Annotated in this window: 24 protein-coding genes; 10 read left to right on the forward strand and 14 right to left on the reverse strand. The window is 55.2% G+C overall.

Annotated elements, in window-relative coordinates; translation table 11 throughout:
- Positions 1 to 15: 15 nt before the first annotated feature.
- Entirely contained in the window at positions 16 to 216 is a 201-nt protein-coding gene (locus C8N36_RS24830) for a DUF6552 family protein (RefSeq protein ID WP_097803965.1), read from the reverse strand.
- Between the two features lie 382 nt (positions 217 to 598).
- On the opposite strand from C8N36_RS24830, the gene C8N36_RS07025 reads away from it, so the two are divergent.
- The 4 genes from C8N36_RS07025 to C8N36_RS07040 all read left to right on the forward strand — a co-directional run bounded on the left by C8N36_RS07025 (position 599) and on the right by C8N36_RS07040 (position 5,578).
- A complete protein-coding gene (locus C8N36_RS07025) occupies positions 599 to 1,687 on the forward strand; it encodes a TRAP transporter substrate-binding protein (protein ID WP_097803964.1) in 1,089 nt (362 codons plus the stop codon).
- Positions 1,688 to 1,813: 126 nt separating this feature from the next.
- Positions 1,814 to 2,752, forward strand: a complete 939-nt coding sequence (locus C8N36_RS07030) for a TRAP transporter small permease subunit (RefSeq protein WP_097803963.1) — start codon at positions 1,814 to 1,816, stop codon at positions 2,750 to 2,752.
- Positions 2,753 to 2,766: 14 nt separating this feature from the next.
- On the forward strand, positions 2,767 to 5,121 hold the full coding sequence (locus tag C8N36_RS07035) for a TRAP transporter large permease (RefSeq protein WP_097803962.1): 2,355 nt from the start codon (positions 2,767 to 2,769) through the stop codon (positions 5,119 to 5,121).
- Between the two features lie 181 nt (positions 5,122 to 5,302).
- Positions 5,303 to 5,578 carry a hypothetical protein gene (locus C8N36_RS07040; protein WP_097803961.1) on the forward strand — a complete coding sequence of 92 codons (276 nt, stop codon included), beginning with the start codon at positions 5,303 to 5,305 and terminating at the stop codon, positions 5,576 to 5,578.
- Here the strand turns inward: C8N36_RS07040 and C8N36_RS07045 are convergent.
- The 3 genes from C8N36_RS07045 to C8N36_RS07055 form a co-directional block, all read right to left on the reverse strand.
- A complete protein-coding gene (locus C8N36_RS07045) occupies positions 5,575 to 6,396 on the reverse strand; it encodes an arginyltransferase (protein ID WP_097803960.1) in 822 nt (273 codons plus the stop codon). The two genes, C8N36_RS07040 and C8N36_RS07045, sit on opposite strands and share 4 nt — an antisense overlap.
- Positions 6,397 to 6,535: 139 nt before the next feature.
- Entirely contained in the window at positions 6,536 to 6,979 is a 444-nt protein-coding gene (locus tag C8N36_RS07050; protein ID WP_097803959.1) for an RDD family protein, read from the reverse strand.
- Between the two features lie 67 nt (positions 6,980 to 7,046).
- Entirely contained in the window at positions 7,047 to 7,478 is a 432-nt protein-coding gene (locus C8N36_RS07055) for a DUF2852 domain-containing protein (RefSeq protein ID WP_097803958.1), read from the reverse strand.
- A gap of 343 nt (positions 7,479 to 7,821) precedes the next feature.
- On the opposite strand from C8N36_RS07055, the gene C8N36_RS07060 reads away from it, so the two are divergent.
- Both C8N36_RS07060 and C8N36_RS07065 read left to right on the forward strand, forming a co-directional pair.
- Positions 7,822 to 10,617, forward strand: coding sequence for a bifunctional [glutamate--ammonia ligase]-adenylyl-L-tyrosine phosphorylase/[glutamate--ammonia-ligase] adenylyltransferase (locus tag C8N36_RS07060; protein WP_097804148.1), 2,796 nt, complete (start codon positions 7,822 to 7,824; stop codon positions 10,615 to 10,617).
- Entirely contained in the window at positions 10,607 to 10,879 is a 273-nt protein-coding gene (locus C8N36_RS07065) for a hypothetical protein (RefSeq protein ID WP_097803957.1), read from the forward strand. The genes C8N36_RS07060 and C8N36_RS07065 overlap by 11 nt, the downstream gene beginning before the upstream one ends.
- 25 nt (positions 10,880 to 10,904) lie before the next feature.
- On the opposite strand, the gene eda is transcribed toward C8N36_RS07065, so the two are convergent.
- Both eda and edd read right to left on the reverse strand, forming a co-directional pair.
- On the reverse strand, positions 10,905 to 11,549 hold the full coding sequence (eda, locus tag C8N36_RS07070) for a bifunctional 4-hydroxy-2-oxoglutarate aldolase/2-dehydro-3-deoxy-phosphogluconate aldolase (RefSeq protein WP_097803956.1): 645 nt from the start codon (positions 11,547 to 11,549) through the stop codon (positions 10,905 to 10,907).
- A 75-nt stretch (positions 11,550 to 11,624) separates the two neighbouring features.
- Positions 11,625 to 13,430: a phosphogluconate dehydratase gene (edd, locus tag C8N36_RS07075; RefSeq protein ID WP_097804147.1), complete on the reverse strand. Its 1,806-nt coding sequence runs from the start codon at positions 13,428 to 13,430 to the stop codon at positions 11,625 to 11,627.
- 218 nt (positions 13,431 to 13,648) lie between these two features.
- Between edd and C8N36_RS07080 the strand changes: the two genes are divergently transcribed.
- From C8N36_RS07080 to C8N36_RS07095, 4 genes are all read left to right on the forward strand, one after another.
- The gene (locus tag C8N36_RS07080; RefSeq protein WP_097803955.1) at positions 13,649 to 14,863 is read left to right on the forward strand and encodes an RSP_2647 family RNA methyltransferase; all 1,215 of its coding nucleotides are present in this window, start codon (positions 13,649 to 13,651) and stop codon (positions 14,861 to 14,863) included.
- A 10-nt stretch (positions 14,864 to 14,873) separates the two neighbouring features.
- Entirely contained in the window at positions 14,874 to 15,413 is a 540-nt protein-coding gene (locus tag C8N36_RS07085) for an RSP_2648 family PIN domain-containing protein (protein WP_097803954.1), read from the forward strand.
- A gap of 100 nt (positions 15,414 to 15,513) precedes the next feature.
- Complete coding sequence (locus C8N36_RS07090) at positions 15,514 to 16,890, forward strand: SLC5/6 family protein (RefSeq protein ID WP_097803953.1); 1,377 nt, start codon at positions 15,514 to 15,516, stop codon at positions 16,888 to 16,890.
- 52 nt (positions 16,891 to 16,942) lie between these two features.
- Positions 16,943 to 18,025: an ABC transporter ATP-binding protein gene (locus C8N36_RS07095; RefSeq protein WP_097803952.1), complete on the forward strand. Its 1,083-nt coding sequence runs from the start codon at positions 16,943 to 16,945 to the stop codon at positions 18,023 to 18,025.
- Between the two features lie 24 nt (positions 18,026 to 18,049).
- Here C8N36_RS07095 and C8N36_RS07100 read toward each other — a convergent pair whose 3' ends face one another.
- The 8 genes from C8N36_RS07100 to C8N36_RS07135 all read right to left on the reverse strand — a co-directional run bounded on the left by C8N36_RS07100 (position 18,050) and on the right by C8N36_RS07135 (position 23,708).
- The gene (locus C8N36_RS07100) at positions 18,050 to 18,271 is read right to left on the reverse strand and encodes a ribbon-helix-helix domain-containing protein (RefSeq protein WP_097803951.1); all 222 of its coding nucleotides are present in this window, start codon (positions 18,269 to 18,271) and stop codon (positions 18,050 to 18,052) included.
- Positions 18,268 to 18,441, reverse strand: a complete 174-nt coding sequence (locus tag C8N36_RS07105) for a DUF4169 family protein (protein WP_097803950.1) — start codon at positions 18,439 to 18,441, stop codon at positions 18,268 to 18,270. The genes C8N36_RS07100 and C8N36_RS07105 overlap by 4 nt, the downstream gene beginning before the upstream one ends.
- 40 nt (positions 18,442 to 18,481) lie before the next feature.
- Positions 18,482 to 19,075, reverse strand: coding sequence for a protein-methionine-sulfoxide reductase heme-binding subunit MsrQ (locus C8N36_RS07110; RefSeq protein ID WP_097804146.1), 594 nt, complete (start codon positions 19,073 to 19,075; stop codon positions 18,482 to 18,484).
- 133 nt (positions 19,076 to 19,208) lie between these two features.
- Positions 19,209 to 20,603 (reverse strand): class II fumarate hydratase, encoded by a 1,395-nt coding sequence (gene fumC / locus C8N36_RS07115; protein WP_097803949.1) that lies wholly within the window; start codon positions 20,601 to 20,603, stop codon positions 19,209 to 19,211.
- Positions 20,604 to 20,687: 84 nt separating this feature from the next.
- Entirely contained in the window at positions 20,688 to 21,257 is a 570-nt protein-coding gene (locus tag C8N36_RS07120) for a class I SAM-dependent methyltransferase (RefSeq protein ID WP_097803948.1), read from the reverse strand.
- A 167-nt stretch (positions 21,258 to 21,424) separates the two neighbouring features.
- Complete coding sequence (locus tag C8N36_RS07125) at positions 21,425 to 21,889, reverse strand: SspB family protein (RefSeq protein WP_097803947.1); 465 nt, start codon at positions 21,887 to 21,889, stop codon at positions 21,425 to 21,427.
- A gap of 67 nt (positions 21,890 to 21,956) precedes the next feature.
- Positions 21,957 to 23,213, reverse strand: a complete 1,257-nt coding sequence (gene chrA, locus C8N36_RS07130; protein ID WP_097804145.1) for a chromate efflux transporter — start codon at positions 23,211 to 23,213, stop codon at positions 21,957 to 21,959.
- Positions 23,214 to 23,264: 51 nt separating this feature from the next.
- Positions 23,265 to 23,708, reverse strand: coding sequence for a nuclear transport factor 2 family protein (locus C8N36_RS07135; protein WP_097804144.1), 444 nt, complete (start codon positions 23,706 to 23,708; stop codon positions 23,265 to 23,267).
- Between the last annotated feature and the right edge of the window lie 9 nt (positions 23,709 to 23,717).

Here is a 23,717-nt window from a genome sequence, read left to right on the forward strand (position 1 = left end):
AAGGCAATTTGTCCGTTAGCGCGTCAACATACCGCCAACCATGGCCCTGAAGGCCACAAGCTGAACAAGAAAAAGCGCTTCGTCGCGCCACATCAATCCAACCGCAAGCCGGCCCAAGAGACCAAGGATGCCGAGGTTCCAAGGGCCGGCCAAACTCTGTTGCCGCAAATCCGGCGATCCGGGCCATCGATTTGGATCACTTGGCCATGTCCACATAGCATTCGTTTTAGTCAGGCCATTGAAGGAACAGACTTTGGCGTAATTTAAGACTAGCAAAACAAATTCTTATAGGGCCGGGTCTAAAGGTGCCTAAGTGAATGCGTGAGCACGAAAAAGCTCATAAACGGAAGTTTTAGAATCTGCAAAATTTGTAAACACGCCAGCCAAAATCCATTTTCCGCGTGTTTCCGCGGTCATATTCGATTTCTTTTATCAATTTTAGTGATTTATTACAGTGTGTTGGAAAGTTTGCCCAGCTTCTCCGTAGCAGTGGGTATTCCTATCCGCGAAGTCTCGCCCTACGCTCCCCAAACTTGTAACGATCCGCGCGCGGGTGGGGAGCCCACGCGCACTGACAATACCCATGGGAGGATATTTTATGGATCGCCGTTCTTTTTTGAAGGCCTCGACCGTTGGCGCAGCAGGCGCTGCCGCAGCTTCGACACTGGCCGCACCGGCTTATGCGCAAGGCAACCGCACACTGACGATGGTAACATCTTGGCCACGCGGCTTTGCTGTTCTGGATGACGCTGCAACATACATGGAAAACATGGTTGCAGAAATGTCCGGTGGCAGCCTGACAATCGACAAGAAAGCACCGGGCGAGCTGGTTGGCGCTCTGGAAGTGTTTGACGCTGTGTCTTCGGGCCAGGCAGACATGTACCACTCCGCCGACTACTATTACATTGGTCAGCACCCGGGTTATGCCTATTTCACAGCCGTACCATTCGGCGGCACTGCACAGGAAGTATCCAACTGGTACTACCATGGCGGCGGCGAAGAGCTTCACGACGAGCTGGGCCAGATCTTCAACCTCAAAGGCCTGCTGGCGGGTAACTCCGGTTCTCAGTCCGGTGGTTGGTTCCGTAAGGAAATCCAATCGGCTGACGACTTTAACGGTCTGAAATTCCGTATGCCTGGCCTTGGTGGCAAGGTTCTGGGTAAACTGGGCGCATCTGTTCAGAACATTCCGGGCGGCGAACTTTATCAGGCTCTGTCTTCAGGCGCTCTGGACGGTCTGGAGTGGGTTGGCCCAATGGCCGACGAACGCGCCGGCTTCCAAGAAGTTGCGAAAATCTACTACACAGCCGGCTTCCACGAGCCAGGCTCGGCGCTGGCCTCTTCGGTCAACCTCGATGTTTGGAACGAGCTAAGCGATCAGCACAAAGCGATCCTGCGTTACGCTTCCATGGCTGTAACTCAGTACCAGCTTGCTGAAACTCTTGCCAACAACGGTGCGGCTCTGGCGCGCCTTCAGGCACAGGGTGTCAAAACTCTGCAGTTCTCTGACGATGTTTGGGATGCATTCGGTGCAGCGTCCAAAGAAGTTATGGACGAAAACATGGGTGACGAACTGTTCGCAAAAATCCGTGGTTCGTTCGAAACTTCGCTGGCTCAGTCTGCCAGCTGGATCAACAAATCAGATAACTACTACGTTCAGCAGCGCGTTCGCGTTCTGGGCGGCTAAGCCGAGTTTTAAAATTCTGGAAAGGCCCCCGCACGTTCGGGGGCCTTTTCGTACATCGGCAGCCCGGATTAAACCGGGCCGTCTTGTAAAAGACAAACCCGGTCGAGCGGGTTAAGGGGGACAATCATGGAAGAATCTGGCGCGGGCGGCCTGGGAGCAGCCCTTGGCGTCATTGGCGATGGGCTCATATGGACCTTTCAAAACATCGCCATGGCGTTTTACAATTTTGGCTATGCGCTGACGCATCCGCAGCTGTGGCTGGACTGGAGCGATAAAAATGCGATCATGCGCGTCGTCTACTATGGCGGCTCGGTCGAGTTCTTCTTTGTTTGTGCCACCTTCTTTTTGGTGATTTTTGGCTTTGGGCTGTGGCGTAACGGTTTTTTGTGGGGCGTCGTTCGCGTACTTGAAGGCTTGGCAAATACCGTGGGCCGGTTCGCGGCCTGGGCCGGTTTGGCCATGGTGCTTCAGCAAGTCATCATCGTGTTCATGCAGCGGATTTTTACCAGACCTGACATCGTGTTCGGCTTTGGTGTTCCACTACAGTTCGATATCTCCTGGTACGCCGAAGAGTTGAAACTTTTCAACGCGATGGTCGTCACTCTTTGCCTAACCTACACCTTTGTGCAGGGCGGACATGTGCGGGTGGATCTGGTCTATTCTGCTGTCAGCTTTCGCACCAAACGGGTGATCGACATGGTTGGATCCATCATCTTTATGGTTCCCATGGCGACTTTGATCTGGATGTATTCCTGGTTCTTCATGTGGCGCCACCTGATTGTGCCCAAACCATCCGCGTCGGACACGTTGGAACGGTTGCTGTTGAAATCTCGCGCTCTGAGATGGAACGTTGAAACCATCGGCTTTAGTCCGAATGGCTTTAACGGCTATTTCTTGTTCAAGATTTTGATGGTGATCATGGTTGGTATGATCTTCATTCACGCCTGGGCCTTCTTCTTCCGCTCTTTCCTGGAATGGAAAGAAGGCGAAGAATCCGAAGGCAAATACTTTGACAAAGATGTGTTGGAAGAGGGCGAAGAGCCCTACGACCACGCAGAATTCTGAGAGGCTGACACACCATGTTGTTTGGACTTGATGGCGTCGAGATCGGCCTGATCATCGTCTTTCTGACGCTTTTTTCCGCGATCCTTTCCGGCTTTCCAGTGGCGTTTGCCATTGGCGGGGCAGGGATCATTTCCTTTGGCATTATCGCGGCGCTTGATAGCGCGGGTTTGCTGATCCACCAAGCGATCGACACTGGCTCGGACGCTTATAATGCGCTGCTCGCAACCGGTATTCCGGCCGAGAAGATTTCGCTTTTCAGAAACCCGGACCTGCCACGCTTGGCAGAACCTGTTTTCGTACGCGGCTGGGAATATGCGCTCGACCGCAACCTGTCGTTTATTGTGAACCGGATCAACGAACGGGTCATTGCAGGGCAGTCGATTGAAACGCTTTTGGCTGTTTTGATGTTTGTCTTGATGGGCATTGTATTGGAACGGTCCAAAATCGCGAATGACCTGCTTACCACCATGGCGCGGGTCTTTGGCCCGTTGCCCGGCGGTTTGGCTGTGTCGATTGTGGTTGTGGGGGCTTTCCTTGCAGCATCAACCGGGATTGTTGGCGCGACCGTTGTGACCATGGGCCTGCTCGCTTTGCCGACCATGCTACGCAATAATTATTCGCCAGAACTGGCGACGGGCGTGATTGCGGCCTCGGGGACGTTGGGGCAAATTATTCCGCCGTCCATCGTGATTGTTCTGCTCGGAACGCTTGCGGGCGATTTGTATTCGGCCGCGCAAGAAACCCGTGCGGTTGAAGCTGGCTGTACCGATGCTTTGACCTATTTAGGCCAGCCTGCGGTTGTTTCCGTTGGGACATTGTTCCAAGCGGCGCTGGTTCCGGGGATTATGTTGGCGGGGCTCTATGCAGCTTATGCATTTGGCTACGCGATGTTGAACCCGTCCAAAGCGCCTGCGGTTGCCATGGGTGTCAAAACCGGCGAGCCTGTGACACGCTCCGAAGCCTTTACCTGGTATTTGGGAGTGCCTGTTGCACTGATCGTTGGTGCGATTTTGGGCGCGCAAGTGGGCCTTGTCGGGGATCAATCGACACGCATTGACAGCTTTACGGATGTTGGCCGGTCGGCCAGCTTGCGAACCAATGTGCCGGAACTGTGCCAGGCATCGATGATTGAACTGCATGGCCAAGAGGCCTGGGATGCAGCGATTTCCGAACAAACTGACATTGACAGCTCGGGCGGCGTACAAGAAAGCCGTCGTTTGTCCGAAGAGGAAATCGTCGATCTGCGCGCGCAAAAGGTTGCAGCCGCGGCCCCCATCGGCACCGGTATCATGATCCTGACTGTTATGATGGGCCTGATCCTTGCATTTGCACGCGGTGTCTCGCCGGCTTCTGATCCGGTTCCGTTGATGATTGGTGCTGGCGGTTTGGCTTTGGGGTTGGCGGTTGATACGCTTTTCTTAACGCCGCTTTCGACCCCCGGTGTGACCGTGATCTTTATGGCCATTCCTTGGGCTCTGGCGCTTTATGGGTGCAAGCATTCCTTTGGTCGTTTGTCCAAAAACGAACTTCTGCGCGTGGTTTTCCCACCGCTGGTTCTGATCGTTGCTGTACTTGGCTCGATCTTGGGCGGGATCACCAACCCGACGCCGGCAGCGGCGCTTGGTGCGGCGGGTGCGATCATGTTGGCGGCCTATCGGAAGTTGGCAGAAGAAGACAGATCGCCCAAAGTTATCTTGATGTCGACACTTTCGGTTGTGGTGATGATCCTGTTCGGGATCAACTTTGATCTGCGGATCAACACATCCTCGGTATCCTTTGAAAGCTGGGTTGCCTTCTTCTTTGCTTATGCCGCATATCTCTATGCGCTGTTCGGTCTGTTCTTCAGCTGTTGGGTCTTGTTCAAAGCGGGTGTTCTAAGTCCGGCTGTGCGCGAAACGGCGAAAGTGACGAGTATGGTGTTTACCATCTTGGTCGCCTCGCAGCTGTTGAACCTTGTGGTCATCTCCTTTGGCGGTGAACATTACATCCAACAGTTCCTCAAGAGCTTTGACGACGTGCGGACGGTGTTCTTGATCGTGATGTTGGTTCTCTTTGTGCTCGGCTTCGTGCTCGACTTCCTTGAGATCATTTACATCGTAGTGCCGATTGTGGGGCCGGTGATCTATGGCGCACACTTCGATCCGAAGTGGGTGACGATTATGATCGCGGTGAACCTGCAGACATCCTTCCTGACCCCGCCCTTTGGCTTTGCGCTGTTCTACCTACGCGGCGTCGCACCGAAGGAGGTCACAACCGGCCACATCTATCGTGGTGTGATCCCGTTTGTGTTGATCCAAGTGATTGGTCTGGCAATCTTGTGGTTCTTCCCATCAATCGTAACGATCATTCCGGATTTGATGTCTAACTGATCCTAGGGACCATAAAACAATCAGGGCCGCCCAATTGGGCGGCCCTTTTTCTTTGCCACGATAATTTCACAATGTCGTACCAAGCCTGCCGCAGGTCTTACGTTAACAAATCGTAAATGGACCCCAAGCTGACGCTAATCTCGCCAAAGTTGCAAATTATCCAAGCAAAGGAAAAGATGAAATGCCAGGCACCCGAGTAGAGGCATTAAGCCGCCTAAAAATCCAGGGACGTATCCAAAGAGACCTGTTTCAAGTCGCAGAAGACCGTATGGTTTTGCAGCAGGCCAGATACTGGAGCCGCAGTTGTTCAAGCGGGGCGCGCCCGCACGATATGCATTATTCCCCGAGCCGCAGCCGCCTTTACGTCGCTGAGATGATACGTGCCCTGATTCAGGCCGCCGTCGTCATGATTACGGCTGCAGTCTCGTTTCTTTTGGTATTTGGGCTGGTTGGTTAAGAAGACGTGCTTCGGCTATCAGGAAACGAAATATTGGCGACTTGTTCGGCAATTGGATCGTTAGACAGCGGGTGTAGGTCTTCTTCAAAAGAGGCGACATCGCCCAAAAGTTCCCAATTGCCACCGCGATAGATTTCCAGTGCATCAAATTGTGCTTTGTAGCCCATTTTGTCGCTGCCCGGCACCCAATAGCCCAAATAGACATAGGGTAGGCCTGCGTCTTTGGCGATTTCGATGTGATCCAGAATCATCCACGTTCCAAGACTTGATTTTGTGTAAGCGGGATCAAAGAAGGAATAGACCATCGACAACCCGTCATCGAACATATCCGTCAGACAGGTGGCCGCCAGTTTTCCAGTCTCGCGGTCGATATATTCAATAACACGCGACCGGATCGGTGTTTCTTCGATCATCGCGGCAAATTCAAAAATATCCATATCGGCCATACCGCCATCTGCATGGCGATTGTCCAGATATGTCCTGAACAGCTCGTACTGCTCATCCGTGGCCCAAGGGCTGGTGGCGCGGCGTTCGAACTGCGCGTTCCGCTTCCAGATTCGGCGTTGGCTGCGCGATGGCGTAAACTTTTCAACCGCGATCCGTGCTGACATGCAGGCGGTACAATCAGAACAGGACGGACGATACAAAACGTTTTGCGACCGGCGAAAGCCTTGTTTTGACAGGCTGTCGTTCAGCATCTGTGCCTGATCACCCTGCAGGGCGGTGAACAGTTTCCGCTCCATTTTATCCTCAAGATAAGGGCAGGGCTGCGGGGCGGTGACGTAAAACTGAGGAGCAAGAGGAAGCGAGTGGCGCATAAGGGTCCATTGATCGGTAAGACTTTAACAAAACGGTAACAATTTTTGCACCGCGCTCCAACCCCCCGAAAATGGGGAGACCCCGGAATCCGGGGTCTTTTTGGGTTTTCGGTTAATGGACCTGTGTCGCGTGGCGGATTTACGCCCGCTGGTTCAAGGCGGTTGTGCCCATCACCATATCGGTCAGGCTTTGACCGCGCTCTGATACAAGCATCAAAACAATAGATGCGATTTGTAGGATTACCGTGGTCATGGTGAACGAATAACCCAATGTGTGAAACAAGGCTTGTTGACCATCCAGACGGCGCCCAAAGGCATCGCGCAGCTCAATTGCCATCATCCGCATCCCCCAGGTCGAAGATCCACCCGAGATCGTAAACCAGCGATATAGAAAGCCGACGATTATATAAAGCAACGGTATCATAAACAGGCCTACGATGCTGAACAGCGCCAAAGGCAGCGTGATGGCCACAATAATGACTGTGTCGATGACCCAGGCGATGCCGCGCTTAAATGCGACTCCGTCATAGAATTCGGCCTGACGTACGGGGTCGGGCAGATGGGACAGCGGCTCGGAATACATTTTGGTCTCCCTTAAAAATGGGCTGGTCCCGATTTTGGGACCAGCGGTATTGTGTTTAAACCTAAGCTTAGGCGTCTTCGGTTTCCATCAGTTCTTTGGAACGCTTTTCGCGGTCATCCATGAATTGGTCGAATTCGGTCTTGTCTTTGGCTTCACGCAGACGCTCAAGGAAGGCTTCAAAGGCGTCTTGTTCGTCCTGCAAACGCTGCAACGTATCAGACTTATAGGCGTCAAAAGCGCTGTTGCCGCTTGGTTTCATGGCGGACCAAGCTTGGCGGCGGGCGGTGCGGGGGCCAGAGTGGCGGCAAGATTTTCCAAACATACGTTTGCTCCAGATCATATAGGCAAGAAGGGCGAGGCCAACAGGCCAGAAAAAGACAAATCCGAGAACCATGGCAGCAATCCACGCGCCTTTACCGCGCTGATCAAGCCAGGCTTCGCTTTTGGCGAACCAGCCAGCATTGGCAGGGACGTCAGCGGAATAAGTGGCGGTGGTCATTATGTGTCTCCGTTCTGTGTGTATGTGAATGTCTTTCACATTGAAGAGATCGGGATGACTGCGTGGTATTTCAAGCGTCGATGTAAATCTTTTTTACATTTACCTGAATTATTGTATCTAATCAGTTGGTTGCGCGTGTAAGATTTTCAATCTGTGTGTTGAGGGATGCGTCTTTTGCTGCCGTTAAGGGGGGGAATTCCCGCCAATTGGGCTGTTTTCAGGGCTTTTGGGGTGGATTTTGAGCCAAAATCGCCAAAAAATCGGGGAGGAACCGGAGAGCCGCGTCACTAAGTCATGGATTTGCAGTGTTGCGAATTGCGAATTTGCATGGCCTTTTGACGATATGACATTGATCCAACGCATCACCCGCCTGCCGCGTCCCTTTGATTGTGACCTTGGGAAAGAAGCCAACAGTTTTGCACCTTGGGCAACAGGCGATCTGGCGCGCTTGCTCGAAGGTGTGTGCGGCTCGAGCCCGTATTTAATGGGATTGATCGCAAAGGAAACGGACTGGCTCGAAGGTGCGGTTGAGAACCCTGAAGCCGCGATTGTCGATCTCTTTGAGACACTCCGCACCCGTTCCTATGATACAATAGATTTCGACCTACGGCAGGCCAAACGGCGGGTGGCCTTATTGATTGCCTTGTGTGATCTTTCTGGCGCGTGGTGCCTTGAGGAGGTGACAGGCACCCTGACCGACTTTTCGGATTTGGCAGTTCAACGGGCCTTGGAAGCCGCCATTGCGCGTGAAATAAAACGTGGGAAACTGCCCGGTCAGACCGAAGGTGACATCGGGACGGCGGGCGGCTTGGTGACCTTGGCGATGGGCAAGGGCGGAGCGCATGAACTGAACTATAGTTCCGATATTGATCTGATCTGTCTGTTTGATGAAACACGCTATGATCCGGATGACTTCCACGATGCGCGGACTTCATTGGTGCGGGTAACGCGCAAAATGGCGGCCTGCCTGAGCGATCTGACCGGCGACGGCTATGTGTTTCGGACTGATTTACGGTTGCGCCCTGATCCCTCTGTCACGCCGGTTTGTATCGCGATGGAGGCCGCAGAGCGTTACTATGAAAGCCTTGGTCGGACATGGGAACGCGCCGCCTATATCAAGGCACGGCCCTGCGCAGGGGATATCACGGCGGGTCAGCGGTTTTTGACCACGCTCAAACCTTTTGTCTGGCGCAAGCATCTGGATTTCGCCGCGATTCAGGATGCTCATGATATGCGGCTGCGCATCCGAGAGCACAAAGGATTAGGCGGGCCGATCACTTTGCCCGGCCACAATATGAAACTGGGCCGAGGCGGTATTCGCGAAATCGAATTTTTCACCCAAACCCGTCAATTGATCGCAGGGGGCCGCGATCCTGAATTGCGCACCAACAAGACCGTTCCAGGATTGCAGGTTCTGGCGCAAAAGGGCTGGATTCCTCAAGACGCGGCGGATGTCTTGACCGATCATTATCGCGCACACCGAGAGGTGGAGCACCGCATCCAGATGGTCAACGATGCCCAAACCCATGATCTGCCGAAAAACCCCGACGGGTTTGAACGTCTGGCCTGTCTGATGGGCATTTCTGTGTCAGAGATGGAGCAGGATTTGAACCGGCGCTTGACCGAAGTGCATGAGGTCACCGAAGGGTTCTTTGCCCCTGACGCCGTGGCGTCGCAGGCGTTGCCAGAAGCGCTGGAAGACAGCGAAATACCAGCGCGCTGGCCGACCTATCCGTCGCTGCGATCCGAACGTGCGCTTGAGATTTTCCGCCGGTTGCGTCCGGAAATTCTAAGCCGGCTTGGGCAAGCTGCCAAACCCGAAGAGGCCTTGCTGGCCTTTGACGGGTTTCTAAAAGGCCTGCCAGCGGGTGTGCAGTTGTTTTCATTGTTTGAGGCAAACCGGCAATTGATCGACTTGTTGATTGATGTGGTGAGCACCTCGCCGGAACTGGCCCAGTATCTGTCCCGCAATGCCAAAGTATTTGATGCTGTGATTGGCGGAGACTTCTTTAGCCCTTGGCCGGGCAGAGCGGCCCTGACGGCAGATTTGTCAACGCAATTTGCAAGCGAGCCGGATTATGAGCGCCGGCTTGATCTGGCACGGCGCTGGGGCAAGGAATGGCATTTCCGGGTGGGGGTGCATTTGCTGCGCGGGTTGATGGAGGCTGAAGAAGCAGGCAGGGCCTATGCCGATTTGGCCGAGGCAACGCTGGCCGCATTGTGGCCGGTCGTACAACACGAATTTGCCCGAAAACACGGGCCTTGTCCGGGGCGCGGTGCGGTTGTGATCGGGATGGGATCACTGGGCACCGGGCGCTTGCACGCGCAGTCCGATTTGGATGTGATCGTGATCTATGACCCTGACGGTGTGGATTTTTCGGACGGCAAAAGGTCCTTGGCATCAAGGGCTTATTACGCGCGGTTGACCCAAGCCCTGATCACGGCCATGACGGCCCCAATGTCCGAAGGTCGCCTATACGAAGTGGACATGCGCTTGCGTCCGTCGGGAAATCAGGGGCCGGTGGCGACGTCTTGGGCGTCATTCCAAGAATACCAGCGCAACGATGCGTGGGTGTGGGAACATCTGGCTTTGACCCGTGCGCGTGTTGTCGCAGGTCCACCAGAGCTGAGTGCAGATGTCGAATCCTTTCGGCTTGAGCTCTTGAACACGCCCCGACCCCGTTCTGACATATTGGCTGACGTGGGGGAGATGCGGGCGCGGATTGCGGCGGCCAAGGGGGACGGCGGCCCGTGGGAGGCCAAAATCGGTGCCGGCAGGATGCAAGATATCGAACTGTTTTCGCAGGCGGCAACCTTGGTGTCTGGCAAGGCGGTCCGGCAAACTGCACGGGCTTTGCGTCAAACAGACTGGCTGCCTGAAGCAGACCGGACCGCTTTGATCAAAGCCTATGAGCTGTTCTGGTCTTTGCAACTGGGGTCGCGGTTACTTAGCGGCGACGCACTGGATTCGCAAACCGTTGGCTCTGGCGGCTGTGCATTTTTGACGCGATTGACAGGGGCGCCGGATATGGACAGCCTGTTGTCGGAACTGGAAACGCAATCACGCTGCGCTGCGCAGATCATATCTCGTGAATTGAACCAACAAGCACAAGACGAGGAGACGGGCAATGAAGGGTGACGCGATGGACCCCAAGGGGCTGATTGCCGATGCATATCGGATCGAGGGCATCACAGTCGAGGAATGCCGCAGCATCTTTTTGGACTGGGCGCTGTCAGTGCCGGTTGATGTCGACACAGGCGTTATGATTGGTGCCTTGATGCAGCGCCACGGCGAAGATGACGCCCATCCGATGACCGCAGTGTTGCGTGATGGTCTAACGAAAATCACCGCGCCAAGGCGGCGCGGTGGAGTAAGGGCCCGTCATCCGGACATGACCTGAACAAGGCCTGCGGGGCGGTGGTGATTTAGCTGCGCGGCAGAGCAGCCGCTTCGGCCGCCAGCTTTGTGATACCGTCCCAATCGCCCGCGACCATCAGGTCTTTTGGCGCAACCCATGATCCGCCACAACACAGAGTGTTAGACAGGCTTAGATAGGTCGGCGCGTTTTTCAGCGTCACACCGCCAGTTGGGCAAAAGCGTACTTGTGGCAATGGCGCACCGATGGCCTTGAGCGCGGGCGCGCCGCCATTGGCTTCGGCAGGAAAGAACTTCTGGATTGTATAGCCGCGCTCTAGCAGGCGCATGACTTCGGTCGATGTAGCTGCGCCGGGCAGGGTGGGCAGATCGGCCTCTTCGACGGCATCAAGCAACCGGTCTGTGGCACCGGGCGAGACGCCGAATTGCGCACCAGCGTCTATGGCTGCGGCCACATCAGCAGGGGTCAGCAAAGTGCCTGCGCCCACAATGCCGCCTTCGACCTTGGACATCTCCTGAATGACCTCAAGGGCCGCAGGCGTGCGCAAGGTGACTTCGAGGACGGGCAAGCCGCCGCGCACAAGGGCTTCGGCCAAGGGTTTGGCAAGGGCCGGATCTTCGACCACAATCACTGGAATGATCGGGGCCATGCGGCACAGTTTTTCAGAAGCGATGCATGCGTCTTGGGGAGTCATATTTGTCAGACCTTTGTTGTGGTCACGCCGCGCAAAAGCGCGGCGGGAGGAAAAATGCGTTTAAGGAGGGGAGTATCACACCACGACGGCGGCGCCATCCGAAGATAGGCCAACGTTGGCACGGAAAGCTGCGAAAAGCTCTCGCCCAACACCGTGGCCGTTGCCCGACAGGTCAGCCGTAGCTGGTTTGCGCGACAGGAATCCTTCGGTGAGGCAGCTCAATGTGCCTGCAGTGGCGTCCAGCTGAACAATGTCGCCGTCTTGCAGATAGGCAAGGGCCCCACCGTCTGCAGCCTCGGGGCTGACGTGGATCGCCGATGGCACTTTGCCCGATGCGCCGGACATCCGGCCATCCGTGACCAAAGCCATTTTGTAGCCGCGGTCCTGAAGGACGGTCAACACGGGTGTCAGGCTGTGCAATTCCGGCATGCCATTGGATTTAGGGCCTTGGAAACGGACAACAATGACTGTGTCGCCGGTGAATTCACCTGCTTGGAAGGCTTTTTTGACGTCGGCCTGATCGTGGAAGATCCGCACGGGTGCTTCAATCAGATGGCGTTCGGGGGCCACGGCGGAAATCTTGATCACACCGCGTCCTAGGTTACCCGCCAACTGTTTCAAACCGCCCGAGGTTTGGAAAGGGTCCGACACGGGGCGCAAAATCTTTTCGTTTTCGCTTTTCTTGGGGCCTTCGACAAACGTGACTGTGTCGTCTTCTAGACGTGGTTCTTGGGTATAGTGGCTCATGCCGGTGCCGACGACGGTTTGCACGTCCTCGTGCATTAAACCGGCCTCAAGCAGTTCGCCGATCATATACTGCATGCCGCCTGCAGCTTGAAAATGGTTCACATCGGCCAAACCGTTTGGATAGACTTTGGCCATCAGCGGGGTGACCGAGGAAATATCGTCAAAATCTTCGAGGCTTAGTGCGATACCAGCGGCGCGCGCCATGGCAGGCAGGTGCAGCACAAGGTTCGTCGATCCGCCAGTAGCCATCAAACCAACCAAGCCGTTCACAAAGGCTTTGGCGTCCAGAATATCGCAAACCGGACGGTATTCATTGCCAAGGGCGGTGATTTCAAGCGCGCGTTTCGCGCCAGCAACCGTCAATGCATCGCGCATCGGTGTGTTGGGATTGATGAATGAGCTGCCGGGCAAGTGCAGGCCCATAAATTCCATCAGCATCTGGTTAGAGTTGGCAGTGCCATAGAATGTGCAAGTGCCGGGCGAATGGTAGGAGGCCATTTCGGCCTTCATCAATTCTTCGCGGCCTACCTGGCCGGTGGCAAACAGATTGCGCACACGGGCTTTTTCATCATTGGGCAGACCTGATGGCATGGGACCGGCGGGCAAGAACAGTGCTGGGATATAGCCAAAGGTCGCCGCGCCAATGACCAATCCGGGCACGATCTTGTCACAGACCCCAAGGTACACAGCGGCGTCAAAGGTGTTGTGCGACAGGGCAACGCCTGCGGCCAATGCGATCACATCGCGCGAAAACAAGGACAGTTCCATGCCGACTTGACCTTGGGTGACGCCGTCGCACATGGCGGGGACACCGCCTGCAACCTGCGCCGTTGCGCCGCTGTCGCGTGCGGCAGTTCGGATTAGGTCTGGATAGCGTTCATAAGGCTGGTGCGCCGACAGCATATCGTTATAGGCAGTCACAATGCCAAGGTTTGGGGCGCGGCCAGTGGCCAGTGCGTCTTGATCCTGACCCATGGCTGCATAGGCGTGCGCCTGATTCCCGCAGGTCAGATGAGCCCGGCGCGGCCCTTCCTCTGCGGCTTGTCGCATGCGGTCCAGATAGGTAGCGCGCATATCTTTGGAACGCTCTTCAATCCGGGCTGTGACGCGGGCGATCGTATTATTCAAAGGCATGTTTGTGTCCATCTATCTGTGCTTGATCGCTGTTTACTCAAGTTAGCGCTAACAGTAAAGGGAAATCCAAATCAGACGTTTTCAAGTCGACTGCGGCAAAAGGAATGGCACGCGGTCGGCGATGATCCGCATAACCAATGGGCGAAAAATATCTCTCGGAATTGCCAACACACTTGTTGTGGCTTTCCACAGCGGCAAAAGCAAGCTAAAGGCGGAGCATGAACACCCCCATTTCCGCATCTGATCGCCCCGATTCCATCCCTGTTTTGCGCCTTTTGCCCAAAGCGAACGCCCGAGCCATCCGGCGCGGCGCACCTTGGGTTTTTGACAATGAACTGGTTATGGACCGGCGCACGCGTAAAATCGCCCCCGGAACCATTGCCGTTCTAGAAGACCATGACCGCGAGGCTATGGGCGTTGTTGCCGTCAACCCGACCTCGAAAATTGTGGCACGGATGTTGGACCGGAACCCGCTGGCGGTCATTGACCGCGACTGGTTGTTTGCCAAACTGACCAAAGCCGTAGCGATGCGCGATCGTATGTACGACAAGCCATTCTACCGTCTTGTTCACGCCGAAGGCGATGGCCTGCCGGGGGTTATCATCGACCGGTTTGGCGACACGGCAGTGATCCAGCCGAACGCGGCATGGGCAGAGATGCTGATCGAAGATCTGGCAGACGCTTTGATGGCTGCTACGGGCGTTGCCAATGTCTTGAAAAATTCGGCTGGTCGCGGCCGGACATTGGAAGGTCTTGATGACGTCAGCACTGTTTTGCGCGGCGTAGCACCTGATGCAGCTGTACCGGTTGAAATGAACGGCGCGATCTATATGGCGGACCTCACTGGCGGTCAGAAAACCGGCCTGTTCTTTGATCAACGCGACAACCACGCCTTTGCGGCCCGCCTGTCTGGCGAGTCATCGGTGCTGGATGTGTTTTCGCATGTTGGCGGCTTTGCTTTGGCCGCGCTGGCCAATGGTGCAAAAAGCGCGTTGGCCGTTGACGGATCCGCTCCGGCGTTGGAATTGGCCGCCGAAGGGGCCAAGCGCATGGATAAGGTGCTTGATACCCGTCAGGGTGATGCCTTTGACGTGATGAGCGCCTTGGCTGATGAAAAACGCAAGTTTGATGTGGTGATCTGTGATCCGCCCGCCTTTGCGCCATCAAAGCCAACCTTGGAAAAAGGTCTGCGCGCCTATGAACGTATTGCACGTTTGGCAGCGGCCTTGGTCAAAGAAGACGGCTATCTGGTGCTGTGTTCTTGTTCGCATGCGGCCGACACCAACGCCTTTACCGGTGCGTGTTTGCGGGGCATCGGGCGCGGTGGACGCCGTGCGCAGCTGTTGCATACCGGAACAGCCGGGCCTGACCATCCGTTGCTGCCACAGCTGGCCGAAAGCGGATACCTGAAGGCGCTGTTCTTCCGTCTATGAAGATGCGCGCTTGAAGATCTTGCTTGATACCTGCGTCCTGTTTCCGACAGTGATGCGAGAGATGTTGTTGGGTGCGGCCGGGCAGGGGATGTTTACCCCTCTTTGGTCGGCTCGCATTCTTGAAGAATGGGCGCGCGCTGCCCGAAAATTAGGGCCAGACGGCGAAGCGCAGGCGCGCGGCGAGATCGCGCTACTGCGGGCAAAATGGCCCAAATCCGAAGTAACGTGGAAGCCGTCTTTGGAAGACCGGCTATATTTGCCGGACGCCAATGACACCCACGTGTTGGCCGCTGCGATTGCGGGGTCTGCCGATATGATTATCACCATGAACGCCAAGGATTTCCCACGCAATATCCTTGCCGAAGAGGGGCTGGCCCGCTCTGATCCTGACGCATTCTTGCAAGGCCTGTGGCAGGCGAACCCCGATGCATTGCAGTACGTTGGCGACGCAGTTCTTGCCGAAGCCCGCCGCCTGTCAACGCCGGATTGGGACATGCGCCCCTTGCTGAAAAAAGCCCGCTTGCCGCGATTGGCCAAGGCGCTGACCTAAGCCTTCTAACGCGCGCTCACATTTGCGAAAGCCGGATGTAACGCATCTGGTTTGCTGTTCGCACACCTGTTAGCGCAGAGGGAGCGACAGGAGAAATCACATGCAAACCCTCACTCTGGCAGCCGTTTTTGGGGCCATTCTTGTTCTTAGTATTGTGGTGGCCCCGCGCCGCGCCACGGTTGAGGGATTCTTTGGCGGGGCCAATAGCGCCGGTGGGGCACCTGGTCTTTGGACGCTGGTCCTGAGCCAAGTCACGACATGGATTTTTGCCCGCTCCTTGATGAACTCAGCGATCTTGGGGTATTTTTATGGTATCGCGGGCACACTGGCCTACGCCGCGTACTACGGTTCATTTCTAACCGGCGCTTTTGTCGTAGGACGGCTGCGCGCAGGCGGGGCCAGCAGTGTCCAGGATTGGCTGGGCGCGCGGTTTGGGGCATCGGGTAAGGCTGCGTATAATATTGTAATTGCCCTGCGTTTGCTGTCCGAAGTCTTTGCCAACCTGTTGGTGGTTGGTCTGATCTTTGGTGCCGTTAGCGAAGGGGCCGGCGCCATGGCGATATTGATCGTTGCGGCATTGGCGCTGGCCTATTCGGCATGGGGCGGTCTGTCGGCTGCTTTGCGGACCGATGTTTTGCAAATGGCGCTGTTTTTGGTCGTATTTGCCGTCGCCTTTGTGGCGCTGGTTGTTAATCCTGACTTTTCGCTTGGGGCGGTGTTAACTGCGCCGGGTGCATCGGGCGGTTATCTTGGCTGGGTTTTGATGGCGGTGGCAGCGCTGCAGGTATTTTCCTATCCGGTTCATGATCCAGTGATGATGGACCGCGGTTTTATCGCAGATGAAAAAACCACCCGCAGCTCCTTTTTGCATGCCTTTTGGATCTCGGCGCTGTGTATCATCGCCTTTGGCTTATTTGGTATTCAAGCCAGCCTGCAAGGTGCTGAATACGAAGGGCAATTGCTGGGCACTTGGGCTGGTATGTTTCCCGCTTGGGTCTTTGGCGCACTCATGTTGTCGCTGTTGGTCTCGGCGCTGTCGACACTTGATTCCGCCCTCAGCTCTGCCGCGCGTTTGGTGGTTGAGGAATTGCGCCTTGCTCCGCGCAGTCTGAACGGAGGCCGCGCCGCGATGGTGGTGTTTACGCTTGCTGGTACGGCGCTGACACTTTGGGGCAGCCAGTCGTTGTTTGACGCGGTTGCGGTGTCTGGTACTGCCAGTATGTTCCTGACACCGGTGTTGGTTGTTGGACTGGTTATGAACCGCGAGATCGCAGTTTGGTCCTATCTGACGGCTTGGGGCGCGGCGATCTTGGGGGCCGCTGCGTATTTCGCCCGCGGTTCGGACGCAATGGTGGCACTCTTGCCCGAAGGCCACAAGTACGAACAGCTGTTTGTCATCTGTATCGCTGTCCTTTTGGTGGGCTTTGTCGCGGTTTTGATCGGCAGCCGCAGGGTTGCAGCACAGCCCGCAGGCTGATAGTTCTCGCGTTAATCCCGAGGACTTACATCGGAATTAACGCGAGGCCGGTTTGACGACAGCTACACACCCCCGTTTGGAAATCCGCGACCTTGTGCGCGTGTACGAAGGCAAAACCGTGGTCGACAACGTTTGTTTGTCGATTGAGCCGGGCAAAGTCATGTGTTTGCTGGGCCCATCGGGGTGCGGCAAGTCTACAACCTTGCGCATGATTGCCGGTGTCGACATGCAAAATTCCGGATCGATCTATGTCGACGGGGAGCTGGTCTGCGATACGGTGTTTCGGGTGCCTCCGGAACGCCGGTCGATCGGATTGATGTTTCAGGATTTCGCTTTGTTCCCGCATTTGACAGTCGGGGAAAACGTGGCCTTTGGCTTAAAAGGCAGCGGAGCGGAGAAAAAAGCCCGCGCCAAATCCTTGCTGGATCGGGTTGGTTTGGCACATTTCCTCAATGAATACCCGCACCATTTGTCAGGGGGCGAACAACAGCGTGTAGCGCTGTCGCGGGCTTTGGCCCCGCGGCCCCGAATTATGTTGATGGATGAACCGTTCTCTGGCCTTGATAACCGGCTGCGCGATGGTATTCGGGATGAAACGCTGGATCTTCTCAAAGAGGAAGGCGCGTCGGTTCTGCTGGTCACCCATGAACCAGAAGAGGCCATGCGCATGGCAGATGAAATCGCGTTGATGCGGGATGGAAAGATCGTACAGCGCGGCGCACCCTACAATATCTACAACGCACCCGTTGACCGGCAGGCTGTGTCATTTTTCAGTGATGTCAATATCTTGCGCGGCAAAGTTCAAGGCGCTTTGACAGATACCACATTTGGCCAGTTCCTTGCCCCCGGAGTGCCCGACGGGGCCGAGGTGGAAATCGTTTTTCGCCCGCAACACATCAGCATCGACTTTGACCGCCAAGGTAAAGGCCCCCATCCAACGGTTTTGGCGGGCACACCTGCGCGCGGCATTGTTGAGCGGGCACGCTTTATGGGGTCTGAAAGCTTGATTGAGTTTCGCATGGAGCGGGATGGCCAGATGTTGAAGGCAACCGTTCCGAATGTGTTTATGCCACAACCCGGAACACCGATGTGGTTGACTGTACGGCGCGATCGCTGTTTTATATTTCCATCCTGAAAACAGGCACTTGCTGGTCTGTCTTCAAGTGTTTTGAAGCAGTTCGTTCAAGATGAAAACCCGTATAGATGATGCGAGACCGACCTCCGGGTCGCGCGCGGCATCAATTTCAGCGGCCAAAGCATTGATCGGCTGGCCGCGATGCGTGGCGATACGCCGAAACTCGCGCCAAAATTCGGTTTCCAAAGAAACAGAAGTCCGGTGCCCCTTGAGCGTTAAAGAGTGCTTTTCCGGGCGTCCGCTCATTCCAGCTCATGCCCGTCCAAGTCGCGTTTCTCTTTGTCTAACCGCGTGTTTTCAAGGATCTTGACGACCTTGCTACGCCCGAATTTAGCGGCGTTTTCATTCCCTTCGCGGCGTTTTTCCGCGCGGGATTTCGATTTTCTGAAGCGATTCAAATTTACGATCTCGGCCATGAGAAAATCATAGCCAAGACCGATAATTTTGCCAAGTAGATCACGCGCGGGCTGGGCGGGGCCGCAGATACCAGTACCAAACCCGATAGGCCTCAAGCGCGATTAAGGGCGTGAAATGTACCATTGCGCCGGTCAACCCTTCCCAATTGTGCAAAGCCGCCCAATGGAGCAAGGTCAGGGCCGCAGCGGCATAAGTCCAACGCTGCAAAGATTTCCACGCCGGACCCATTTTGCGAACGAAGTAATCCATCGATGTTACGCCAAGAGGGATAAAGATCGCAAAGGCCAACCAGCCGGTCCAAATGTACAGTTTCGGCAGATCGCTTAGGACTTTGGTCAGAGTCGCAACGTCGATCAGGTAAAATACAGTATGTGCGATGGCATAGAAAAATGCTGCCACGCCAAAATAACGGCGGTTCTTTTTCAACCAAAGCGGCCCACGCCAGCCTTTGAACAACAGTGTCAGCGGCGTCGCCATCATGGCGATGATGGTGAACCGAGCTGCAAATTCACCTGTGGGGTGCAACAGTTGATGATAGATTTCCGGGTCTGTTCCCTCAAGTATTCCCGCGACCATACCAAAGGCTGGCAAAGCTAATAGAAGCCAAAGCCAATAGGGGGAAAAGCGTGCCATAATGTGTTCCTTAATGCATGTCTGGTCTTCTAAACGCATCAGCTTTGCCGTTCCGTCGCCAAAAGACACGAATGGAACAAAAAAACGCCCGAGCAGAACCCGGGCGTTTGAATTGTCTTGCTTGCCGTCAAAATCAGGCTTTGGGGCCAACCATGTCTTCGGGGCGGACAACTGCGTCAAACGTTGCCTCATCCACAAAGCCAAGCGCGATGGCTTCCTCTTTGAGGGTGGTGCCATTTTTATGCGCAGTCTTGGCAACCTTTGTGGCGTTGTCGTAGCCGATGGTGGGGGCCAATGCGGTGACCAGCATCAGGCTCTCTTTCATCAGTTTGTCGATGCGCGGTTCGTTCGCCTGAATGCCGTTGAGCATGCGCAGGGTAAAGCTGTCGGCAACATCGCCCAGCAATTGAATCGACTGAAGCAGGTTGTAGCTCATCATTGGGTTGTAAACGTTGAGCTCAAAGTGGCCTTGGCTGCCGGCAAAGGTCATCGCGGCGTTGTTGCCCATGACATGCGCGGCAACTTGGGTCATGGCTTCGGCTTGGGTCGGATTGACCTTGCCAGGCATGATCGAGCTGCCGGGTTCGTTTTCGGGCAGGATCAACTCACCCAGACCCGAACGCGGACCTGAGCCGAGGAAGCGGATGTCATTGGCGATTTTATACATCGAGCCCGCGACTGTTGCCAAAGCGCCGGACATAAAGACCATTGCGTCATGGGCACCAAGCGCTTCGAATTTGTTTGGCGCGGTCACAAAGGGCAGGCCGGTGATTTCTGCCATATTGGCAGCCACAGCTTCGGACCAGCCGGGTGCGGTGTTCAGGCCGGTGCCAACTGCGGTGCCGCCTTGGGCCAGCTCATAGATGCCGGGCAGGGCTGCGTCGATGCGGGACAGACCCTGACGGATCATATGCGCGTAGCCAGAAAATTCCTGACCCAAAGTCAAAGGCGTCGCATCTTGTGTATGCGTGCGGCCGATCTTGATGATGTCTTTGAATTCTTCGGATTTGGCTTCCAGACCTTCGGCCAATTTGGTCAGGCCGGGGACCAGAACATCGCGGACCGACATGGCTGTGGCGATATGCATGGCTGTTGGGAATGTGTCGTTTGATGACTGACCCATGTTACAGTGATCATTGGGGTGAACTGGGTTCTTGGACCCGATCACGCCGCCAAGCATTTCAATTGCGCGGTTGGCGATCACTTCGTTCGAGTTCATGTTCGACTGGGTGCCGGAACCGGTTTGCCAAACGACCAAAGGAAAGTTGTCGTCGAATTTGCCTTCGAACACTTCGCCAGCGGCTGCGATTACCGCATCAGCAATTTTAGGCTCCATCGCGCCGGTGGCTTTGTTTTGCATGGCGCAGGCTTGCTTGATCACACCCAGGGCGCGCACGATGGCGACGGGCTGCTTTTCCCAACCAATAGGGAAGTTCATGATCGAGCGCTGCGTTTGCGCACCCCAATACTTGTCGGAGGGAACCTCCAAGGGGCCAAAGCTATCGGTCTCTGTACGGGTCTGGGACATGGTGGTCTCCTGGGCTTGGTATGCAGTTGCATGCCGAATAACCGCCCCGCGCGCGCAGGGCAACTGGCAACATGCGCGCAGGGCTTATACCACAGCGCAGCGGAAGGAATAGACCCGAGCAGGGGGCAGATTGCCCCAAATTGTTTCGGACTTGGTGTAGGTTAGCGCTAGCTCTTCGCTGACCCTATCTTGAACCGGAGATTTGGGACCGTAGGTGAACTGAATATAAACACCGCCTGGTCCCATGGCCTTGAACGAAGCGCGCAAAATGGCATGTTGAATGCTGCCGGGCATCGATAGAAAAGGCAGGCCAGACACAACTGCCCGGACATTGTTCAATCCAAGCTGGTCCATCTCTTGGGCCTTGTTGTGATGGACATGAATGTTTGGAAACCCGCTGCGCAAGTTGTCTACGAATTCTTCGTTCAGCTCAAAGGCATGCAGGTCGTCTGGGGCAACGCCAGCTTCCAGAAGGGCCCGAGTGATTTTTCCGGTGCCAGCCCCGAGCTCTACAACCGGGCCAGTACGATCCAAGGGCAGTTCCATTGCCATACGCCGTGCCAATGCCGCTGAAGACGGCGCAATTGCCGAAATCTTATGGGGAGAGCGGATCAATTGACCCAAAAATAAGGGAAGTCCGGATTGCAGCGACATAATACTGACCGTGAATTGTTAAATGGATATACACCATGCGCCTCAGAATTGACCGGAGCAAGACCTTAGGTCAACAAACCCAGTACTTTACGCTGTCTGGCTCCGCATGCATTGCGCATGCAAAAAAATCCCCCTCGAAGGGGGGATTTCTTTTCAAAATCAGAGAATTACTTGCGGAACCGGTCCAAGCTCACGACTTCTGCGTCGCGATGTTCTGGGGTTGGCAAACCGCCATCCGGATCATCCTCGGGTGGATCGGTTTCCTCTTCGTCTTCTTCTTCCTGGCTTTCGAAGCGCAGACCAAATTCAACAGAAGGGTCAACAAAGGTCTTGATCGCATCATAAGGGATTTTGAGCGCTTCAGGGGATTCGCCAAAGTTTAATGTGATCGAAAAGCCGTCGTCCGTGACCTCTAGATCGTCATACCAATGCTGCATAACCACTGTCATTTCATCTGGATAGCGGTCGCGCAACCAATCGGCCAATTCGGCATCCGGATGATTGGTATCAAAGGTGATGAAGAAATGATGCTCTCCCGGAAGCCCGTCTTGCTTGACGTTTTCTAGAACCTTTTGGATCAGCCCGCGCATCGCGCCGTGCATGAGTTTTCCGTAGTCGATAGCCGATGACATAATTCCGCCTTCACTTGTTAAGAGTCAGCATATTAGTTTTGCGCAGGAACGGAAGAGTGGATTTGGATCACAGCAGGCTCAATCCCCAACTAATTGCGCTGCAAACCACCAAGGTGAACAACACACCGCGTTTTAGGGGGCCGATCAAGGCAAAGGCTACTGTGATCAAGGGAATGATCTGCCAATTATAGGACGAAAATTCAGGCCAGGGCAGGGTGACAGGGCCAAGGGTGACCTGTCCTACTTTGGCAAAGATCACATGCAATGCAAACCAAAGTGACAAGTTCAAAATAACCCCAACGACGGCCGCGGTTATGGCCTGAAGCGCTGCCAGAAGTCGCGGACGCGCCAGCAGGTTTTCAACATGCGGAGCCCCAGCGAAAATCCACAAAAAACAAGGAACAAAGGTCATCCAAAGCGTCAGCACCCCTGCGATCAAGGCCAGTGCCACGCCGCCGACGGAATGCCCTGCCAACATCCCGACAAACTGGGTGACCAAAATCAGCGGCCCCGGCGTTGTTTCGGCCAATCCAAGGGCATCAACCATTTGCGGAGCGTCTAGCCAGCCGCGCGTGATCACCACTTCTTGGGACATATAGGCCAAAACGGCATAGGCACCGCCAAAAGTGACCACCGCCAGCTTGGCGAAAAAAGCAGCGAGGCTGAACAAGAATTGCTGTCCGATCAGCCATAGAACCGGCAAGGGTGCCAACCAAAGCGCCGTCCACAAGATCAATGTGCGCGGCCGGGTGCTCGGGTGCTTTTGCGGGATTTCCTTGGGAGTGTCATTGGTTGCGGTGATGGCCCCCCATGTCGCGGCCGCTGCAATGATGATTGGAAACGGCAATTGAAAGGCAAAAATCCCAAGAAACGAAAGGCCTGCCAAAGCATAGGCGCTGGGGGATTTAAGCGCTTTGGCGGAAAGGCGAACCAAGGCTTGGGCAACAATGACCAAAACGCAGGCTTTGACCCCGAGCAACAGTGCTGCGGTTTCGGGGCGGGTGCCGAAATTAGCGTATAGCAAAGCAAGCACGGTAATCACAATTGCGCCGGGCAATACGAACAACAGACCGCCAATCAACCCGCCAGAAACACCGCGCATCCGCCAACCGGCATAGGTTGCCAATTGCATCGCCTCCGGCCCGGGCAGCATCATGCAAAAGCTGAGTGCGCGCAAAAACTGGTCTTCGGTTAGCCAGTCACGCTCTTCCACAAGATTACGGTGCATCAGGGCAATCTGCGCGGCGGGCCCGCCAAACGACAAAAGCCCGATACGTCCAAAAACCCGGACCAATTCAGAGGTGGGATGAGCAGCCTGTTTCATCCGTATTGCCATACAGGCTTGGCGTTTTGGCGCAACACGAATGTCGCGGTGCTACGAAAACTTCGTACCGGTCAGCATAATCAAACCCGAATTCTCGGGCAAAGCGCCAACGGTCTCGAAATAATTGAGCAGGTCCGCATTGGCATAAGATTCAATGACTTGTCCTTCTTCGATGCGATCAAAGAACATGCCCATCAGGACGCCGGTTTTTTTGGAGGTAAGCGACTTCAGATCCGCCTCAATCACATGCGCGAACCGGCCATTGCCGCCGTCCACTGTAACCGTGCGGCGAAACCCCTCGATAGAGGCCATGGATTGAAACTGCGCGACCCAGTCTCGAAATTCGGACCGTGTCAGCGCGGCCCCTTGAATGCGACCATGGAATTGCGCGTCTGGATGAAAGTATGTGTCAATGGCATCCAGGTCTTCGTTTACCCAGATTTCGGTCATGACATCATCAATAAGGTTGTGAGTTTGCTGCGGATTCAAGTTCATGGCATAGCC

The sequence above is a fragment of the Pelagimonas varians genome, assembly GCF_003208435.1.
GTDB classification, from domain to species: Bacteria; Pseudomonadota; Alphaproteobacteria; order Rhodobacterales; family Rhodobacteraceae; genus Pelagimonas; species Pelagimonas varians.